We start from the raw sequence: 17,220 nt of genomic DNA on the forward strand, positions 1-17,220 counted from the left end.
AGGGGCTGACCTATCAGGCTATCGCGCGGGAGATCGAGATCAGCCCGCACACCGTAGACGCCCACATACGTAGGCTTCGGCGCAAGGCTGGAGTCAACAACCGCTCCCAGTTGGTGGTCCTGGCGGTGCAACTGGGTATCTACCAGGTAACAGCCGCCGAAGCGGGTACGGACGGATGACGGGGGCGGAAATCCGCGAAGCGGGTTTCCCGCCCCAACCGACTGTCAGAGGACGCGGAAGACGCGTCGGCGAGGTGATCCGCCTGCTACTTGAGGCGTACTACGAGCCGACCTTCTCCAACTCCTCCCACGGTTTCCGTCCCCGCCGGGGCTGTCACACCGCACTACGTGATGTCGTCAACACCTGGACGGGGACCGCCTGGTTTATCGAGGGCGACATCGCCCAGTGCTTCGACAAGCTTGACCATGCGGTCATGCTCCCAATCCTGGGCGCGAAAATCCGCGACAACCGGTTCCTGCGGCTGGTGCCTAACATGCTCAAGGCCGGATACATGGAGGACTGGATCTGGAACGCCACGCACAGCGGAAGCCCGCAAGGCGGGGTTGTTTCACCGATCCTATCCAACATCTACCTGCACAAGATGGACGAGTATGTCGAGAAGGTTCTCATCCCGGAATACACCCGTGGAGGGGTCAGGAAGCCGAGCCGCGCCTTTTATCGGGTGTGGGCGGCGATGGGTTGCGCCCGCAAGCGCGGTGACCGCACCGAGGTGCGGGAACTGCGCAAGCAACTTCGCAGTGTGCCCAGCATGGACACTCAAGATGCTGGTTACAGGCGGCTGAGGTATGTGCGCTATGTCGACGACACCCTGCTCGGGTTCGCCGGACCGAACGCAGAAGCTGAGGAAATCAAGAAGAGCCTGGCACAATTCCTGCGTGACGAACTCAAACTGGAACTGTCGCCAGAAAAGACGCTCATCACACACGCCCGCACCGAGGCGGCAAGGTTCCTCGGCTACAACATCACCGTGCATCACAACGATCGCAAGGTCACCGGTGGTCGGCACTCCGTCAATGGGGTCATCAGACTGCAGGTCCCTCGTTCGGTGGTATCTGCCAAGCAGGCCCAGTACATGAAGTGCGGCAAACCCGCGCGACGCCCCGAACTGCTGAACCAGGACGACCACGTCATCCTCAGCACCTACGGGTCCGAGTACCGCGGCATCGTCCAGTGCTACCTGATGGCCGGCGACGTCTTCCGACTCGCCCGGCTGCAATGGGTCATGGAGACCTCGATGCTGATGACGCTCGCCAACAAGCACCGCTCGTCGGTGTCAAAGATGGCCCGCAAGTACGCGACCACCATCGAGACGCCGCACGGGCCACGCAAGTGCTTCGAGGCCCGCGTCGAACGCACCGGAAGGAAACCGCTGGTCGGACGGTTCGGCGGCATTCCGCTGCGACGGAACAAGAAGACGGTCATCACCGACCGTCGGTTGGCCTCCGTCAACACCAAACGCAAGGAGCTGACCACCCGGCTCCTCACCGGACGGTGTGAGTCATGCGGACACGTCGATGAGGTGGAAGTTCACCACGTCGCCAAGCTCGCGGACCTCGGAAAATCGGGAACCCGGCCGCCGTGGGCAGATCTCATGGCCGCGCGACACCGCAAAACCCTCGTGGTCTACGCAAGTTGTCACGCAGGCATCCACGGCTAGTACTCCAGCGGGACTTCGGCGTTTTGCCTGATCAGAAGGCTGCGCGGTGAGTGTAATGGGCTGGTGCCCGTCAGGGGCGGTCTTCCTGGGACCGCCCCTCGATCGTGTGCAGCCGGCGTTGGTAATGACAGCGGCGGGCGACGGCCTGGCGTTGTCGGCGCCAGGTGGACCAGTTCAAGGCGTGAGTGCGGGGCGAGCACCGTAGCGGACGCGGGCCGTGGGAACGGCCGCCCGCCAGGAGTCGCCGGATCTCTGCCACGGTGAGGTCGACCAGGGTGTGGGAACCGTTTCTGCAGCCCCCTTTGATGCCGCGGCTGCCGCCATCGCGGCCAGGAAGGTGTGGGCGAGCATGGCCAGGGTGATGTGCCGCATCCAGCCGGTGTAGCGGCGGACCTCGTACTGGTCCAGGCCGCACTCGTTCTTCGCGGCCTGGAAGCACTCCTCGATCGCCCAGCGCGTCCCGGCGATCCGCACCAACTGCTCGACGGTTGTGTCGAGTTGTGAGTAGGCGAGGTAGTAGGCGATCTCGTCGGGCTTGGTCAGGCTGCGGCGGGCCAGTGCCCATCGCCGGCGGACCGGGGTCCCGTCCTGGTAGTCGTACTCGGCCACGGCGGGCAGCTGGATGGCCGCCCAGTCGTAGACGCGCGGCCCTTTGGCGCCGTCCCCGCACGAGATCCGTTCCCAGGCCTCGGCCGGGGCCTGGGCGAACAGCCAGTCGATGCGTGGACAGCCCACGCTGAACTGGGACTTGGGCACCGCCAGTACGTAGCCGACGCCGGACTGTTCGAGCAGGCGCCGGAAGAGGCCTTCCTGTCCGTAGGCCGAGTCCGCGGTGACCCAGGCGATGGGCAGCTCGGAGGCGAGTGCCCGCAGCACCATGACCTTGGCCAGGTCGCCCTTGGTGTGGAAGTCCCGGTCGTCGGGGATCGTCGCAGCGCGGCAGCGGTCCCGGTCCTCAGTCCAGGACTTGGGCAGGTAGAGCTCCCGGTCGACCAGGGCACGGCCCCGGGCGGAGGCGTAGGCGGCGAAGACCCCGATCTGGCAGTTCTCGGTGCGGCCAGGGGCCTGAATTTCAATTACTGCTCGCTTGGGCGGAGTTGGTGAGATGGTGGCCCATGACTGTGCGTCCGCCCGTCACCGCTTTACGGGTCAAGTTCGAGCGGATCCTGCCGCATCTCGACGAGCGCCGCCGTCGGCTCTACCTGGCCAGCGAGGCTGCGGCCATCGGCCACGGCGGGATTGCCCTGGTGGCTGCTGCCTCCGGGATCAGCACCGCCACCGTCGCGCGTGGCGTGACCGAGTTGGGAGCGGGCCCGGTTTTGATGAGGCGGGTCCGGGCTTCGGGAGCCGGCCGCAAGCCATTGACAGTCACCGACCCCGGCCTGCTGGCGGCACTCGACGCGCTCATCGAGCCGCACACCCGGGGTGATCCCGTCTCCCCATTACGATGGACCACCCTGTCGCTGCGGTCCCTGGCCTCGACCCTCACCTCGCAGGGCCATCCGGTAAGCGCCGCAACCGTCGGACGCCTGCTGCACGGCCTCGGCTACAGCCTGCAAGGCACCGTCAAGACCACCGAAGGTGCCAGCCACCCAGACCGCGATGCCCAGTTCGCCCACTTGAACGCCACGGCCACCGACTTCCTCGACGACGGTCAGCCAGTGATCAGCGTCGACACCAAATCCAAGGAATGGCTCGGCAACCGTGACCGGCCCGGTCGTACCTGGCGGCCGGGCACGTACCCGATCAAGGTCGACTGCCACACCTTCACCACCAGCGACCAGCCCGTCGCCATCCCCTACGGGATCTACGACATCGCCACCAACACCGGCTGGGTCAACGTCGGGACCGACCACGACACCGCCGAGTTCGCAGTCGAATCCATACGCCGCTGGTGGAACCGCCGCGGACGGGAACACCACCCCGGCGCCACTCGGTTGCTGATCACCGCCGAGGCCGGCGGCTCGAACGACCCCCGCCGCTGGACCTGGAAGAAACACCTGGCCGCGTTCGCCCTGGAGAGCGGGCTGGAGATCACAGTCGGCCACTTTCCGCCCGGCACGTCGAAATGGAACAAGATCGAACACCTAATGTTCTGCCACATCACCGCGAACTGGCGCGGCCGGCCGTTGACCAGCTACCAGGTCGTCATCGAGACCATCGCCGCCACGACCACCCGCGCTGGACTGACCATCGGCCCCGAGCTGGACACCGGCAGCTACCTCCTGGGCACGACCGTCACAGCCGCCGAGTTCCGGGCCCTGCCGATCACGCCCGACGCGTTCCACGGAGACTGGAACTACACCCTGGCGCCTGTCCCGCCCCGAACGCCAGAGACACCGACGACCGCCCGACGGATCGACCCTGCCCTGACCGCGATGCTCAGCGATCCGGCCCTGACCGGTATGCAGCGGTCCGACTTCGAACACCTGGTGGCACTCTCGGAGCCGTACTGGGACGCCATGGCCGAGGCGGCCTTCCAACGACGCTTCCACCGTCCGCGCAGTTACCTCCACCCGCAGACCAGCAGCCTGGACCATTACCACCCTCTCCTGGCCGCACTCTTACGTCGACGCAAGGCGATCCAGTTCCAAGACGGGCACCGCCTCCTGGACCTGCGCCGCATCGTCGTCACACCACTTCCTGGATCACCGGCTCGCACCTTGGAACAGCTCCGAGACCACCTGCCCGACGAAGTTCACGATGCAGGTCAACTGTGACAGTTATTCAGATACAGGCCCCGGCGGTCCAGGAGTACTGACGCTGGACCCCGGCGGAGGTAGTGCCCTTCGTGATGAACCCGGTGTCGTCGATGATCAGGACACCGCCGTCCTCGCCGGGGCGTTCGGCGACGTAGTACTGGAGCTCGTCGCGGATCTCGTCCGCTTCCCAGCGGGATCCGGCGAGCAGGTGCTGCAGCCCGTCAGGCGTGGAGTGACCTGCGTATTCGGCCAGTTGCCAGCCGTTCTTGCGGCCGACGGGGCCGAGTAGGCCGCGGACGTAGTCGCGCATTCGTCGGCGTGGCTCCACGCGGCTGAAGCGGGGGCCGACGCGGAGGAAGAGGTCTTCGAGTTCGCGGTCCCAGATCTCGGCTGCAGGCTCGTTGATCACGGCGGGAGGCTGCCCTCGCCGCTGTCATTACCAACGCCGGCTGCACACGATCGAGGAGCGGTCCCAGGAAGACCGCCCCTGACGGGCACCAGCCCACTACACTCACCGCGCAGCCCTCTGATCAGGCAAAACGTCGAAGTCCTGCTGGAGTACTAGGTCGTGTCTCGTAATTGATCTTGCAGGGGTGATATGTCGTTGAGCTCGTGGTCGACAGCCCGGAAGACTGTCGCCATGAGCTCTCGACGCTTCGTCTTCCTCGACCCTGACGGCATCAGTGCCGGCGGCTGGCTGCATGTGGTTGTCGAGGCGAAGACCGGGGTTGTCTATCAGCAGCAGTACGGCGGAACGGCTTGTCGGCAGGGGCAGGTCGAAGGTTTCCTGGTGCCGTTGTTCGGCCCTGATGAGCTGGACGCCTTGCGTCAGCTGTTTGAGAAGGACTTCCGTGGTGCCGGCACCTGGAACTACGCGTGGCCAGATGACAAGCTGGACAAGCTCCGCGAGATCATCGAAGCCATTCGCTACTGGGCATCTGATGGGGCCACCGAGGAGCCACATGCTCTCCGACTGGATGAGAGCCGTATTCGTGAGGCCGATGAGGCCTGGGTGCGGGTGATCACCCCGGACGGCCCGGGAGTGCTGTTGTGGTTCAACTCGGACTGAACACGGTGATCAGCCGTCTGCCCTGAGCCAGAGGACCAGTGCCGCGATGACGACCCCGGCCTGGTAACGGGCCGCTAATTTGTCGAACCGGGTTGCCACGGCACGGAACTGCTTCAACCGGGCGAAGCACCGCTCGACGACGTTCCGCCCCCGGTAGGCGGTCCTGTCGAAGGCCGGTGGCCGGCCACCCCTGCCCGCACGGCGAGCTCGGTTGGCGACCTGGTCCCGGCGCTCGGGGATGGTCGCCTTGATGCCGCGCGCCGCAACAGGTGGCGAATCTTCCGGGACGAATATGCTTTGTCCGCCACCACCCGGTCGGGCTTCGTGCGCGGGCGTCCGAGGCCGGTTCGCGGAATGCGGATTGCCTCCAGCACAGCGGGGAACATGGTGCAGTCTGCCGTGTTCCCGGTGCTGAGCACGATCGACAGAGGCAGCCCCCGGCCGTCCACCGCCATGTGGACCTTGGTCGTCAGCCCGCCCCGGGACCGGCCGAGCGCCTCGCGACGCGCGACAGCTGCCGGATCTTCTGATTCGTCCCCACCTTCAGCCCCTTTTTGCGGGCGCCCGCAGCATGCTGATGCGCCCGGGCGACTGTGGAGTCGATCGAGACCGTCCACTCCACGGCGCCCGCCGCGTCGTTACGGACCTGGGCCTCCTGCAACAGCCTGGCCCAGGTGCCGTCTTTCTCCCACTGGGCGAAGCGCCGATAGACGGTCTGCCATGGGCCGTATCGCTCAGGAAGGTCGCGCCAGGGCGCACCAGTACGGAGCCGCCACAGCACCCCGTTCACGACCTGCCGATGGTCTCGCCACGGACGTCCAACACCGTCGCTCTGCGGAAGCAGCGGCTCTATCCGCGACCACGCCGAGTCCGTTATCTCTCCTCGCCCCACCACAAGATCAATTATGAGACACGACCTAGAAGCCCGTCCCAGCACTCACCGAGTAGTCACTGGAGAGCGACGTGCGGTGAAAGTCGCGTCGTTCGGGCTGGGGGCCGTGGGAAAAGGACCTGCTCAGCAAGCACCTCGCCGACGGCCCACCAGTACTCTGTGGCACAACCTGTGCGAAGCCGCCCTCAGCGAGGTGACGGCACACAGCAGCTGCTGGGCCACCCTACTGGACGCACCCATCTACGTTGGGCCACGCGCCCGAACCTCCCTGGAACGCTGGCACCAGGTCCATGACCTGCTCGACCAGGGCGTTGGCCTGCCCGAATGCGCCCGCCGACTGCAGCTGGCCCTGAACACCGTCAAACGCTACGCACGTGCCGACCGGCCCGAGCGGATGCTCCGGATCCCCAAATACCGCGCCGGCCTCGTCGACCCCTACCGCGAGCACCTGCGAAAACGCCGGGCCGAGGACCCAGCTGTCCCTGTCAAGCAGCTCTTCGAAGAAATCAAGACCCTCGGCTACACCGGCTGCCTCAACCTGCTTTACAAGTACATCAACCAAGGCCGCACGGACGCCGACCGGAGCCACATCTCCCCACGCCGGCTCGCCCGGATACTCCTGACCAGGCCCGACCACCTCAAGACCGAACATCAGGACCTCCTGACACGGCTCACCGCCGCCTGTCCCGAGATGACCCAACTGGGCACCCAAATCATAGGCTTGCCCAGCTCCTGACACCTCGTGAAGGAAACGCCGACGGGCTCTCACGCTGGATCGCCCAGGTCCGCACCACCGATCTGCCTCATCCGCACTCCTTTGCCCGGGGTATGGACCGAGACCGCGACGCAGTGATCGCCGCGCTCACGCTTCCCTACAGCAACGGCCCCACGGAAGGCATCAACACGAAAACCAAGCGGATCGCGCGACAGATGCACGGACGAGCAGGCTTCACCCTACTTCGCCACCGCATCCTCCTCGGATAGCAGCACACTCCGTCACCACCGAATGCGGGACAGGGCCACTGGCTGTACAGACCCGTTGGGCGTGCTGCAGTCCACGGGTCGGGTGGGGTCGGCGCGGGACAACGCCGCCGCGGAGTCGTTCAACCCGCTGGTCAAAGTGGAGTACATCCACCGGCATCGCTTCGCGACCCGCACCGAGGCGCGGCTGAGGATCGCGACCTGGATCACCGGGTTCTACAACCCCAGGCACGGGCACAGCGCGGCCGACGGCCTACCACAGGAAGGGTTCGAACGGATCATCATCGAAGCACGCAACCAGAGCGGCCAGAGGTGCCAGGCCGCGTAGAAGAGATCTCTACGTAACGAGGGGATTGACAGCCAAACGGCCGATGCCTGCTCACCTGCATGGACGTAGTTCTCGGCACGTACAGGGCTGTCGGCGACAACTCAGCGGACATCGCCAGCGGCTCGACGGTCGCACGACCGGGCCCGCAACGCCCGCACAATGCCGTCGCGTCCGTTTGCGACGGCCCGCGCCGCCACCGAGGGCACGACCGGGCGGGCGAGGAAGGCGTCGGCACGCCGCACGCCTTCCCGGCTCACGTCGTCGGCGGGGAAAAGCTTGGCCAGCAGACCGGTGGCCTGGCGCTCGGACCGCGCCGCGAACTCCGTCGCCGACTCGTAGTACAGGCTCGCGTAGGGTGCACGGACCTCGGCCTGCCCGGGATACGCGAAACCCTTGGCCACACCGATCAGGACCGACTCCGACAACGTGCCGCTGGTCAATCCCCGCCACGCCTCGGCCTTTGCCTCGGATGTCGGCCGAGCCGCATGGGCGGTTGCGGCCCGCCGCAGTCCCGCGGTGGTGCGGTCGGCCTCGTGGACACGGTCGATGTCGTCCGCGTCGAACCGGTTCGCCGCGGCCAGCGCGATGACCACATGCCAGCGGAGGTCGGCGGTCATCTCCAGTCCATCGATCGACGCGCTGCCGGCGACGAGGGTGGCCAGCTCGTCCAGGTGCGACCCGTCGGCCGCGGATCGCGCGTATTCCCGCAACCAGAAGGCGGCGTCCCCGTTCCCTGACCCGATCCGGGATCGGGCCAGCTCGGCCAGCATTCCGCGCGCGATCGACCGCCACCGGCTGTCGGCGTACAGGTCGATCGCGACGTGGCAGTTGTCGAGTGCCGCTGCGACGAAGTCGAGGTTGTCCGTGTGCTGCGCCCGGGCCAGGGCCAGCACCGTCATCGAGACGTAGTCCCGCGCGGCCAGCAGGCCGTCACGGCACGAGGCCCAGGCCTGCGACCACAGCTGGACGCGGGCCACGGGGTCCGCGACCTCGCCGAGATGATCGCGGATCGCCGCGATGGACGAGCTGTCCAACCGGATCTTGGCGAAGGCCTGCGCGCCGTCGTCCAGCAGGACGATGTCGGGGCCGGGCACGCCGACCAGCGCCGGCACGCGCGTTCGAGCACCCTCCACGTGGACCTCGACCCGCTCGGTGCGGCGGAACGCCCCGTCGTGGCCACGACGGTAGAAGCCGATCGCGAGACGGTGGTCCCGCAGCAGGGGCCCGCTGTTCGACGCCAGCTGGAGCAGGTCGACGGAGGTAACCGTGCCGTGCCGGTCCGAAGTGACCTCGGCCCGCAGCGTGTTCGCCCCGGCGGTGTGCAGCCATCGCTCGGCCCAGCCACCGAGGTCCTGTCCGGAGACGGTCCCGAGCCCGGCCAGGAAGTCGTCGGTGGTCATATTGCCCCAGGCGTACCGTCGAAGCAGCCCCCGGATGCCGGCAAGGAAGACATCCTCGCCCAACAGCATCTGCAACTGTCGCAGAACGGCGGAGCCCTTCTCGTAGGCGATCTCATCGAACGCGCCGAAGGCCGCGTCTACATGGGGCACGGGGGTGACCACAGGATGCGTCGTCGGCAGTTCGTCGCGGGCCACGGCGCGCGACTGCCGGCCCACCGCGGCAGTGTCGTCCGTGTCCCGCAGCCGGGCGAACGCGTCCGCAGCGGCGTTCGTCGCGAACGACTCCTTGAGCCACAGGTCGTCCCACCAGGTCGGTGTCACCAGGTTCCCGAACCACATGTGCGCCATCTCGTGGAGCATGGTCTCCGCGAGCGCGTCGCGCTCCGCTCTGGTCTCCGCGCCCCGGAAGACGAAGGTGCGGTCGGCGAACGTCACACAGCCCGGATGCTCCATGGCTCCGCCGAAGTCGGGGACCATCATCTGGGCGTACTTCGCGAACGGGTACGGGCTGTCGAACTGCTCGACGAAGTGGTCGAGTCCACGGCGGGTGATGTCGAACAGCTCTGCGACGTCCATGTGCGCGGCCAGGGAACGCCGACAGCCGATAGTCAGCGGCACGGCCGTGTCGATCCCGCGGTGGCGGACGGTGTGCTCGTCGTGCCACAGCGCGAATGGGCCCGCGACCACGGCGGTCAGATAAGTGGCCAATGGCGGGGTCTCGGCGAAGCGCCACCGCCGGGCCGGCTGGCCGGCGGTGGTGGCGACGGTGACGTCCACCACCGGTGAGTTGCTGACGACGGTGAAGTCCGGTGGTGCGATCACGTTCAGCTGCCACGGCGCTTTGAGGTCCGGTTGGTCGAAACAGGCGTAGACGCGGGATGCGTGCGCGGGTTCGCAGTGCGAGTAGAGGTAGGTCGCGCCGTCGGAGGGGTCGACGGAGCGGTGCAGACCCTGGACGGCAGCGGAATACGGCAGCCGCGCCCGCACCAGCAGGGTGTTGTGCGCGCGCAGGTCGGGCAGGGAAAGTCGGTTGCCTCGGCACACGTCCCCCGGCGACATGGGGCGGCCGTTCCACTCCACCGACACGTCCTCGGCGTCGGTCAGGTCGACGAACGTGTCCTCGCCCACGTGCCGGCTGTCGAAGTGGATCGTTGTCGTGCTCCGGAAATACTCGGCTCCGAGAGTCACGTCGAGATCGACGACGTAGCCGCTGACCCGGACCAGTCCGGCCCGGGCTCGCGCCTCGGCCTGTGTCAGCACGGGGCCGGTCATCCCCGCACCGCCACGGACCGCCGGAACCGGTGCCGCAGGCGCCAGCCGCCGGCGCGTGCGGTGCCCCAGGCGATCGTGCCGACGGCGACTGTAAGCCAGCCCAGGCCGATGGCGGCTTCGACGGCGGCTTCATGGCCCCATGGCCGGCCGTCGACGCCGGCGCGAATCGCCCGCAGGGCATGGGTCAGCGGCAGCACATCGCCCAGATGGGAAAGCCACGGCAGGCTGTCGAGCGGCGTGACCACCGCGCTGCCGGCGAGCATCAGGTACGAGGCGACGTTGCCGACCAGGATCTCGTTGGCGCGCCCGATGGCCAGTGCGGCGAGCGCCAACGCGAAGGACGCCGTGGTGACGACGGCCAACAGGTACAGCGGTGTGAACGGCAGGAGCCGGACGACTGTGTCCTGCTGGCCGAGCAGCAGGCCGTCCAGACCGAGGACGAGCAGGGTGGCGATCGCGGCGCTGCCCACGTACGGCAGTGTGCGGCACAGATACACCGAGACCGGCGAGAGCACGCCTGTGCGCAGTCGGTAAAAGGTGTCGTACCACTGCTCGGTCAGCGGGATGTCGCCCACCGAGACGATGAGCTGCGAGCAGGCGACGAAGGCGACCACGCCGATGAACGCGTAGCGCTGGGCGGCCGGGCCGGCGATCAGCGTGTAGAAGGCGGCCTGCATGAGCATGCGCGGCAACGTGGCGGTCACCTCGACCAGTGGCGGATTCTCCGCGACGTAGAGCCGCCATCCGTTGTGAATCGCTTCGGTGTGTCGCCAGATCTTGTCAGCCAAGGTCGATCGTGCCCTTCACGCGTGCGCGGTGCACAACACGGACGAAGAAGACGTTGCCCACCAGGAAGTACGCGATGGTCAACGCGCCGAGCACCAGCAGCGCGGGCAGCGTGGCGCCGTCTCCGCTGACCGCCGAGCTCAACAGTCGCTGGGCCCAGTACAGGCTGATACCCCGTGCGAGTGCCGCGAGCGGCGCCGGCAGGGCACTCGTCGGGATCAGCAGCCCGCCGAGAATGTAGACCGGGAAGACCAGCGCGGAGGTCAGCTGCACGGGGTGGCGGACGAGCACGAAGAGCGCGGACAGCAGATAGCCGAGCGCGGTGCCGGACAGGGCGACGAAGACCAGCCCCGCCACCAACCACGGCAGTGCGGCCAGGGGCACGTGGATGCCGGTCACCACGGCGATGGTGCCGCCGGTGCAGGCGAGCAGCGCGAGGACGAGCAGGCAGCTGCCGAGGCACTTGCCGATCACCACGAGTCGGGGATCGCTCGCGCTGACCAGGTTGCGGCCGAGCGTGCCGTCGGCCATGTCCCGGCGGAGGATGCCGCCCGCGGTCCACAGCGTGCCTCCCCACAAGGAGGTGAGCAGGACCGCGAAGAGCAGGTCGGCGCGGTCCGCGGTGGCCGGGTGTCGCGCGGTCACCACGAGGAAGAAGACCACCGGTTGCACCACTGTCACGACCGGGATCAAGGGATGGCTGCGCACCAGCAGGACCTGCATCCGCGCCCCGGCGAGCAGGATCTCCACTGCCCTGACCGGGCCGGTCGGCCGATTCGTTGTGATCATGACTTCCCGGCCTCGAGGCTCAGGTAGGCGGTTTCGAGATTCGCCTGCTCGATCTCCACGTCGCGGACCTCGCTGGCCGCGAGAACGCGCCCGAGCGCCTCGAACACCTCGGAAGTCCACTCAGGCAGCCGGATCGACGCGGTCCAGCCGTCGTCCCGCGGCGCGATGTCGACAGCGGCCCCCGCCAGACCGGGCCAACGCCGCGGATCCGGGGCGGCGCCGCCACCGTGCACACGGACCGTGGCGACGTGCCCGACCGACGCGGAGAACTCGGCCACGGACATCTCGCACACCACCGCGCCGGCGTCCAGCAGCACGACTCGGTCGGCCAACTCCTCGATGTCGCGCAGGTAGTGGCTGGTGAGCAGGATCGACACGCCCTGGTCACGCAGCGCGGCGATCGCGGTGCGCAACCTCGCCGCTTCGACCGGGTCGAGACCGACCGTCGGCTCGTCGAGCAGGAGGACCCGGGGCGAGGTGATCATTCCGATCGCGATGTGCAAGCGCTGGCGCATGCCCTTGGAGAACGTCGACACCCGGCGCCCCGCCACCGCGGCGAGGCCGACCTCTTCCAGCGCCGGGTACAGGCGACTGAGCAGAGCGCGTCGGGACAGGCCGCCGAGCATGCCGAAGAAGCGCAGGTTCTCGTGCGCGGTCAGCTGGCCGTACAGGCCGCGTTCTCCGCCCAGTACGACCGACTGCCATCCCCGCACCACGGCCGCGTCGCGGACGACGTCGGCGCCGAGCACGCGCGCGGCGCCTGAGGTCGGCAGCAGCAATGTGGAGAGGATTTTCGTCAGGGTGGTCTTGCCGGCGCCGTTGGCCCCGAGCAGACCCATCACCTGCCCCTCGCCCACCGTGAAGCTCACCTCGCGCAGGGCATGGATCCGTTGGCCTGACTCGACGAACACGCGGCTTACGGCTTCTATCTCGATCGCCATCGCCATGGCGGCATCCTCCAAACGGGACGGAGACGACGGGGGCCGCCCGATACCGGCCGGCCCCCGTCGCGACAGGTCAGCCTGTTTCGTTGGCGAACTCGTTGTCCTCGATGATGTCCAGCTCGTTGTCGTCCATGTGCCACCTCCTCATCGGTCTGTGGTTCTCAGCGTTCGCCGCGGCATCGGTTCAAGCCGTGGCGACGTTCTTCTGCACCAGCCGCGACACCGCGGTGGTGAGAAGGTCCTGTGGGGTGCCGGCGAATGCCGGGTGGGTCGCCAGCTCGCGGTGCAGCCGGTCGAGCGGCCGGCCGTCGAGCTCCAGCCAGAGCCGGATCATGCCGGCCTTGGTGGCGAATCCGCAGTCCGGTCCGGCCATGCCCCATTCCGTGGCCAGCCGCAGCGGCACGATCCAGGGGCTGCGCAAGGGGCCGCCGAGGTGCTCGTGGTCACCGACCGGTCGCACGTGGCCGATCGGCTCGTCCCAGCCGTCCAGCTGCGCCACGCCGGCCAGGTAGACCGACAGCCGCAGGCGGCGTTCCACGAGCGCGTTCACGGCCGGCATCCCGCCGCTCGGATCGAGCCACAGCTGATCCCAGATCTGCGGGGCGATGTCCCGCAGCGCGGCCGCGCGAGCGATCCGTCGCGGCAGGAACTTGCGCCCGAGGTAGAGGTCGCCGATGCCGGCGAACACACATTCGAGCGCGTTCTCGAGCGCCATCTGCGAGGCCTGCAGGGCGGTCAGGGCATCGGCCACCTGGAGCGCGCCGAGCGCGTCCTCCGCACACCCCGACACCTTGGCCGCGGACCTCGCCATGATCACCCGGCGCAGCGTCAGCTTGGCCTGTGCCGGATCGGGCAGGTCGAGGCCGTCGTCGACCAGCACGGCGCCGATGGCGTAACGGACGGACCACAACAAGTCGTTGTCGCTGAGCTCGATCTGCGACCGGACCCGGCGGCCCGCGACGTACTCGCGGCTGGTCCTGGCGATCAGGTCGACCACGGCCTCGGTCATGGGAGCCACGTGCACGATGACGCCGTCCACCAGGTGCCCCGAGTTGTCGACCTGGTGACCGGGCTTGGGGGCGACGTAGAGGTCCACATCGGACATCCCGTGCCCGAGGCCCGCGGCCAGCGAGCCGCTGACGAAGGCCAGGCGGAGGTTGTGCTCGCCGCCGATCACGTCGATTACGTGGCGGGCCGCGGCAAGGTGTCTCGACTCGAAGAAGCGGTCGGCGATCGCCTCGAAGTGCCGCGGCGCCGGCTGGGTCCGTGTGCTCATAGTTGTGCCACCGATCCATTCAGGAGTGACCAGGAACCGCCGTACAGGCCCTGCATGCGATAGAACTCGACGTGGCGGTAGACGTGCTCGAACGCGCCGAGCACGGCGTCCGGCGAGCCGACGACCGCGGTTCTGGCCGACCCGGCGAACTCGCCGTCACGCAGCAACGCGCCGGCCACCTCGAATTCCAAATTGCCGCTGAGCAGGTCGAAACCGCCGCGGAATCCGCGCACATCGACCACGACGATGCCGGTGCCGGGAAGTTCGGCGGGAACCGGGGCGCTGTCGTCACAGGTGGGTTCGACGTGGCAGCGTGCGGTCGCCGAGGTGATGTCGCTGTCCCAGTCGCCCCAGTAGGCGCTGCCGGTGCTCGGCCCGGCGTCGCGACAGCCGAGCAACGCCACCACGACGCCCTTGGAGAGCAGCACCGTGCGGCGCCGGGGCATGCCTTCGTCGTCGAACGGCGCACGGCCGAGGCCGCTGCCCGGTCCGGCGTCGTCGACGATCGTCAGCGGCGAGCCGCCACTGACGACGGCTCCGACGTCGAGTGCCCGTCCCTTCGTCTGGGGGCGGACGAAAGCCCGGCTCAGCCGACTGACGACACGGGCCACCACCAGTGGCGACAACAGAATCCAGTCGATCCTGTCGGGGACGACGGGGTGGCCGGCGAGCGCGTCACGGCTGTGGAGGTACTCGTCGATCGCATCGGCGGGGGACAGTTCCGAGAGTTGCTCGCGGATCCGCGCGCCCTGCGCCGCGTCGAGACCGGTGGCGGTCGACCGGATGTGCAGCTGTGCCTCGCGCTGCGTGTAGCTTCCGGTCCACCCCGTCGAGTCGCAACGGAGCACGGTGCGGTGCGTGCTCCCCGCCGTGATCGTGGCCGGTTCCGCGGCGCCCAGCACGCTCCGGGTGGTCAACGCGATGTCGCGGGTGCTGGCGAGATTGTCGTCGGGGGTCGGCGTCAGGGCCGGTGGCGCCGGCGGGATCTCGGCCGACGGGACGACCGGCGCCGGCGCCATGGCGCGGGACCGGCGGGCGTCGACAAGAAGCTCGGCCAACCCGCTCGGGCTGAGCACGTTGCCCGTGGCCAGGCCGGCCAGCCCGCCGGCCTCGATGCGGACACCCACCAGCCAGCCGTCGGCGATCTGGTCATAGGGATCGCTGCCGGGCCGTAGCCGGCTGAGCGTGCTTCGGACGTGCCGAGCGAAGACCTCGACGCGTTCGCCGGGCCGGGCACTGTTGGCGACCCGCTCGCAGAGTTCGAGCGCGGAGGCGGTCATGAGCGACCCCTGACGGTGAGACGGGGCAGGCGAAGCGTCGGCGCGTCGTGCGACACCGGCACCCACCGCCCCTGCCGGCCGCACATAAGCACACCGGGCGCGTTGTCCGAGCCGACGGCGTCGAGCAGGGCCAGATCGGCCAGGTCGCCGGTGACCGAGAAGCTGGTCAACGGCCGGCCCGCGCGACCGTCGACGACCTCGACGGCGTCCCGCACGCGCATCACGAACCGCCCCTGCGCGGGGATCGCGTCCGCGGACTCGATGGCGAGGACCATCACCCCGTGGCGGGTGTCGGCGACGATGTCCACGGCATCGTCCGAGCCTCCGGTCACGATGGTGTGGCGCATCCGGGGAATGGGCGGCGAGCTGTAGAGCCCCCGGCGGCCGTGACCGGTCGACACGGCGCCCTGCGGCCGCGCGTGTGCCTGGTCGGTGAGTCGGCCCACGACCCGTCCGCGGTCCACCAGCGTGACTCGTCCACAGGGTGTGCCCTCCTCGTCGACGGTGGTCTGCTCCCACGACTGGGGAACTCGGCTGTCGTCGAACACGGACAACGCCGGGTGCAGGTCCAGCTGCGTCCGGCGGGCCCACATCGCGGAGGTCTCCGCGATGTCGGCCTCAAGCGCGTGTCCGAGCACTTCGTGGACGAACGCGCCGGCGGCGTCGGGCGCGAAGATCACTGGGGTCGGGCCGGACCTGGGCACGGCGGCGCCGCCCAAGCGCCGCGCCTGGCCGGCCGCGGCGGCGCCCGCCTGTGCTGCCGCCTCGACGGTCAGTGGGGCGGCCGGCAGGTGCGCGACCACGGAGGAGCCGCGTGTCGTGCCGGTTCGAGCCGAGACCGTCAGCCACATCAGGCAGGTGCGCGACGCGATCAAGCTGTCGTCGCGCCAGACCGCATAGGCCCGGTCCCGGCACCACCAGCGCGTCTCGACAGCATCGGCGCCGTTGGCCAACGCGCCCTCACGGGCCGCGGCCAGCCAGTCGACGCTGATCCCGGCATCTGTCGCCGGCGTGTTCCCGGTGTCGACCAGGCCGGCGGTGGACAGCAGGCCGTCGGTGGCGCGCCGCCTCGTCGCATCGTCGACCGCTCCGGCGAGCTCGCCGCCCAGGTCTCGCACCTGCGCCGCGGTGGTGCCCGCGCATTGGAGAAATCGGCCGCCGTTGTGATCTGACACCACACGGACGGCCATGCCGCTGATGCGCCGGATCGACCGCCGCGGCGTGCCGTCGGCGTGCAGGCGCATGATCTGTTCGGTGCCGCGTTCCGCGAAAGCGTCGACATGACGGAGGGGCGCGCCACTCCACATTTAATTCACCTCCGATTACGCGACTCGATGCAGGGGAGAGAAAGCCTCAAGAATGAGAGATGAAGCGGATTTGCATAGTCTTTCCGCTGTGCCAGACGAGTACAACAGCCCGCTCCGTGGACCGTCAAGTCGATCGTGGGGATTTTTCGACGGAATCCCCGTATCTGCCACCCGGCGCAGACCGCTCTGCCACCAAGGTCGCAGTTTCGGCTACGACCTTAGTCGAGTGCGCATGAAGAACGAATTGCCACCTTGTTTGCCGCTGTTCTGCCCGCCTAATGTTCAGGCCAGATCGGGCAGCACGGATGGCAGCTCCTCACAGACATTCGTGCGGTTCGTTGTGGACCCGGCGGGATGTTACATGCAGGTTTGGCAAGAATGGAGGCTCGCTGATGGCCGGTGCGCTGGATCTGCTGCCGATGGAACGACCCTGTAGCCGGCCAGGTGATGCCCGGGTGGTTCGGACCACCTGGATCTGCTGCCGATGGAACGACCCTGTAGCCGGCCAGGTGATGC

11 protein-coding genes and 5 pseudogenes are annotated in these 17,220 nt (G+C 68.2%); 6 read left to right on the forward strand and 10 right to left on the reverse strand.

The window, feature by feature from the left end:
• The first annotated feature begins 5 nt into the window (after nt 1-5).
• Together PV364_RS41460 and PV364_RS39470 are read left to right on the forward strand one after the other, a co-directional pair.
• Complete coding sequence (locus PV364_RS41460) at nt 6-179, forward strand: response regulator transcription factor (RefSeq protein WP_415924667.1); 174 nt, start codon at nt 6-8, stop codon at nt 177-179.
• Nucleotides 180-241: 62 nt separating this feature from the next.
• A pseudogene (locus tag PV364_RS39470) lies at nt 242-1,678 on the forward strand (reverse transcriptase domain-containing protein); the annotation flags it as partial.
• Between the two features lie 174 nt (nt 1,679-1,852).
• Here the strand turns inward: PV364_RS39470 and PV364_RS39475 are convergent.
• Nucleotides 1,853-2,785: an IS701 family transposase gene (locus PV364_RS39475; RefSeq protein WP_415924668.1), complete on the reverse strand. Its 933-nt coding sequence runs from the start codon at nt 2,783-2,785 to the stop codon at nt 1,853-1,855.
• Between the two features lie 8 nt (nt 2,786-2,793).
• Between PV364_RS39475 and PV364_RS39480 the strand changes: the two are divergent.
• Nucleotides 2,794-4,235, forward strand: a pseudogene (locus PV364_RS39480) (ISAzo13 family transposase); the annotation flags it as partial.
• 182 nt (nt 4,236-4,417) lie between these two features.
• Here PV364_RS39480 and PV364_RS39485 read toward each other — a convergent pair.
• A pseudogene (locus tag PV364_RS39485) lies at nt 4,418-4,765 on the reverse strand (transposase); the annotation flags it as partial.
• A 255-nt stretch (nt 4,766-5,020) separates the two neighbouring features.
• Here PV364_RS39485 and PV364_RS39490 point away from each other — a divergent pair.
• The gene (locus PV364_RS39490) at nt 5,021-5,449 is read left to right on the forward strand and encodes a DUF6210 family protein (protein ID WP_319665776.1); all 429 of its coding nucleotides are present in this window, start codon (nt 5,021-5,023) and stop codon (nt 5,447-5,449) included.
• A gap of 9 nt (nt 5,450-5,458) precedes the next feature.
• Here PV364_RS39490 and PV364_RS39495 read toward each other — a convergent pair.
• Nucleotides 5,459-6,344, reverse strand: a pseudogene (locus tag PV364_RS39495) (IS5 family transposase).
• Nucleotides 6,345-6,498: 154 nt separating this feature from the next.
• Between PV364_RS39495 and PV364_RS39500 the strand changes: the two are divergent.
• A pseudogene (locus PV364_RS39500) lies at nt 6,499-7,325 on the forward strand (transposase); the annotation flags it as partial.
• A gap of 61 nt (nt 7,326-7,386) precedes the next feature.
• The gene (locus tag PV364_RS39505) at nt 7,387-7,650 is read left to right on the forward strand and encodes an integrase core domain-containing protein (protein WP_319665777.1); all 264 of its coding nucleotides are present in this window, start codon (nt 7,387-7,389) and stop codon (nt 7,648-7,650) included.
• Nucleotides 7,651-7,751: 101 nt separating this feature from the next.
• Here the strand turns inward: PV364_RS39505 and pepN are convergent, their stop codons facing one another.
• From pepN to PV364_RS39540, 7 genes are all read right to left on the reverse strand, one after another.
• A complete protein-coding gene (gene pepN, locus PV364_RS39510) occupies nt 7,752-10,322 on the reverse strand; it encodes an aminopeptidase N (RefSeq protein WP_319665778.1) in 2,571 nt (856 codons plus the stop codon).
• The gene (locus PV364_RS39515; protein WP_319665779.1) at nt 10,319-11,110 is read right to left on the reverse strand and encodes an ABC transporter permease; all 792 of its coding nucleotides are present in this window, start codon (nt 11,108-11,110) and stop codon (nt 10,319-10,321) included. Before PV364_RS39515 ends, pepN begins: the two co-directional genes overlap by 4 nt.
• Nucleotides 11,103-11,897, reverse strand: a complete 795-nt coding sequence (locus PV364_RS39520) for an ABC transporter permease (RefSeq protein ID WP_319665780.1) — start codon at nt 11,895-11,897, stop codon at nt 11,103-11,105. The genes PV364_RS39515 and PV364_RS39520 overlap by 8 nt, the downstream gene beginning before the upstream one ends.
• Nucleotides 11,894-12,844: an ABC transporter ATP-binding protein gene (locus PV364_RS39525; protein ID WP_319665781.1), complete on the reverse strand. Its 951-nt coding sequence runs from the start codon at nt 12,842-12,844 to the stop codon at nt 11,894-11,896. The genes PV364_RS39520 and PV364_RS39525 overlap by 4 nt, the downstream gene beginning before the upstream one ends.
• Before the next feature lie 181 nt (nt 12,845-13,025).
• On the reverse strand, nt 13,026-14,117 hold the full coding sequence (locus PV364_RS39530) for a hypothetical protein (protein WP_319665782.1): 1,092 nt from the start codon (nt 14,115-14,117) through the stop codon (nt 13,026-13,028).
• Entirely contained in the window at nt 14,114-15,397 is a 1,284-nt protein-coding gene (locus PV364_RS39535; protein ID WP_319665783.1) for a metallopeptidase TldD-related protein, read from the reverse strand. Before PV364_RS39535 ends, PV364_RS39530 begins: the two co-directional genes overlap by 4 nt.
• Nucleotides 15,394-16,704: a metallopeptidase TldD-related protein gene (locus PV364_RS39540; protein ID WP_319665784.1), complete on the reverse strand. Its 1,311-nt coding sequence runs from the start codon at nt 16,702-16,704 to the stop codon at nt 15,394-15,396. The genes PV364_RS39535 and PV364_RS39540 overlap by 4 nt, the downstream gene beginning before the upstream one ends.
• Nucleotides 16,705-17,220 lie beyond the last annotated feature (516 nt).

Source organism: Streptomyces sp. MI02-7b (assembly GCF_033793585.1).
GTDB lineage: Bacteria > Actinomycetota > Actinomycetes > Streptomycetales > Streptomycetaceae > Actinacidiphila.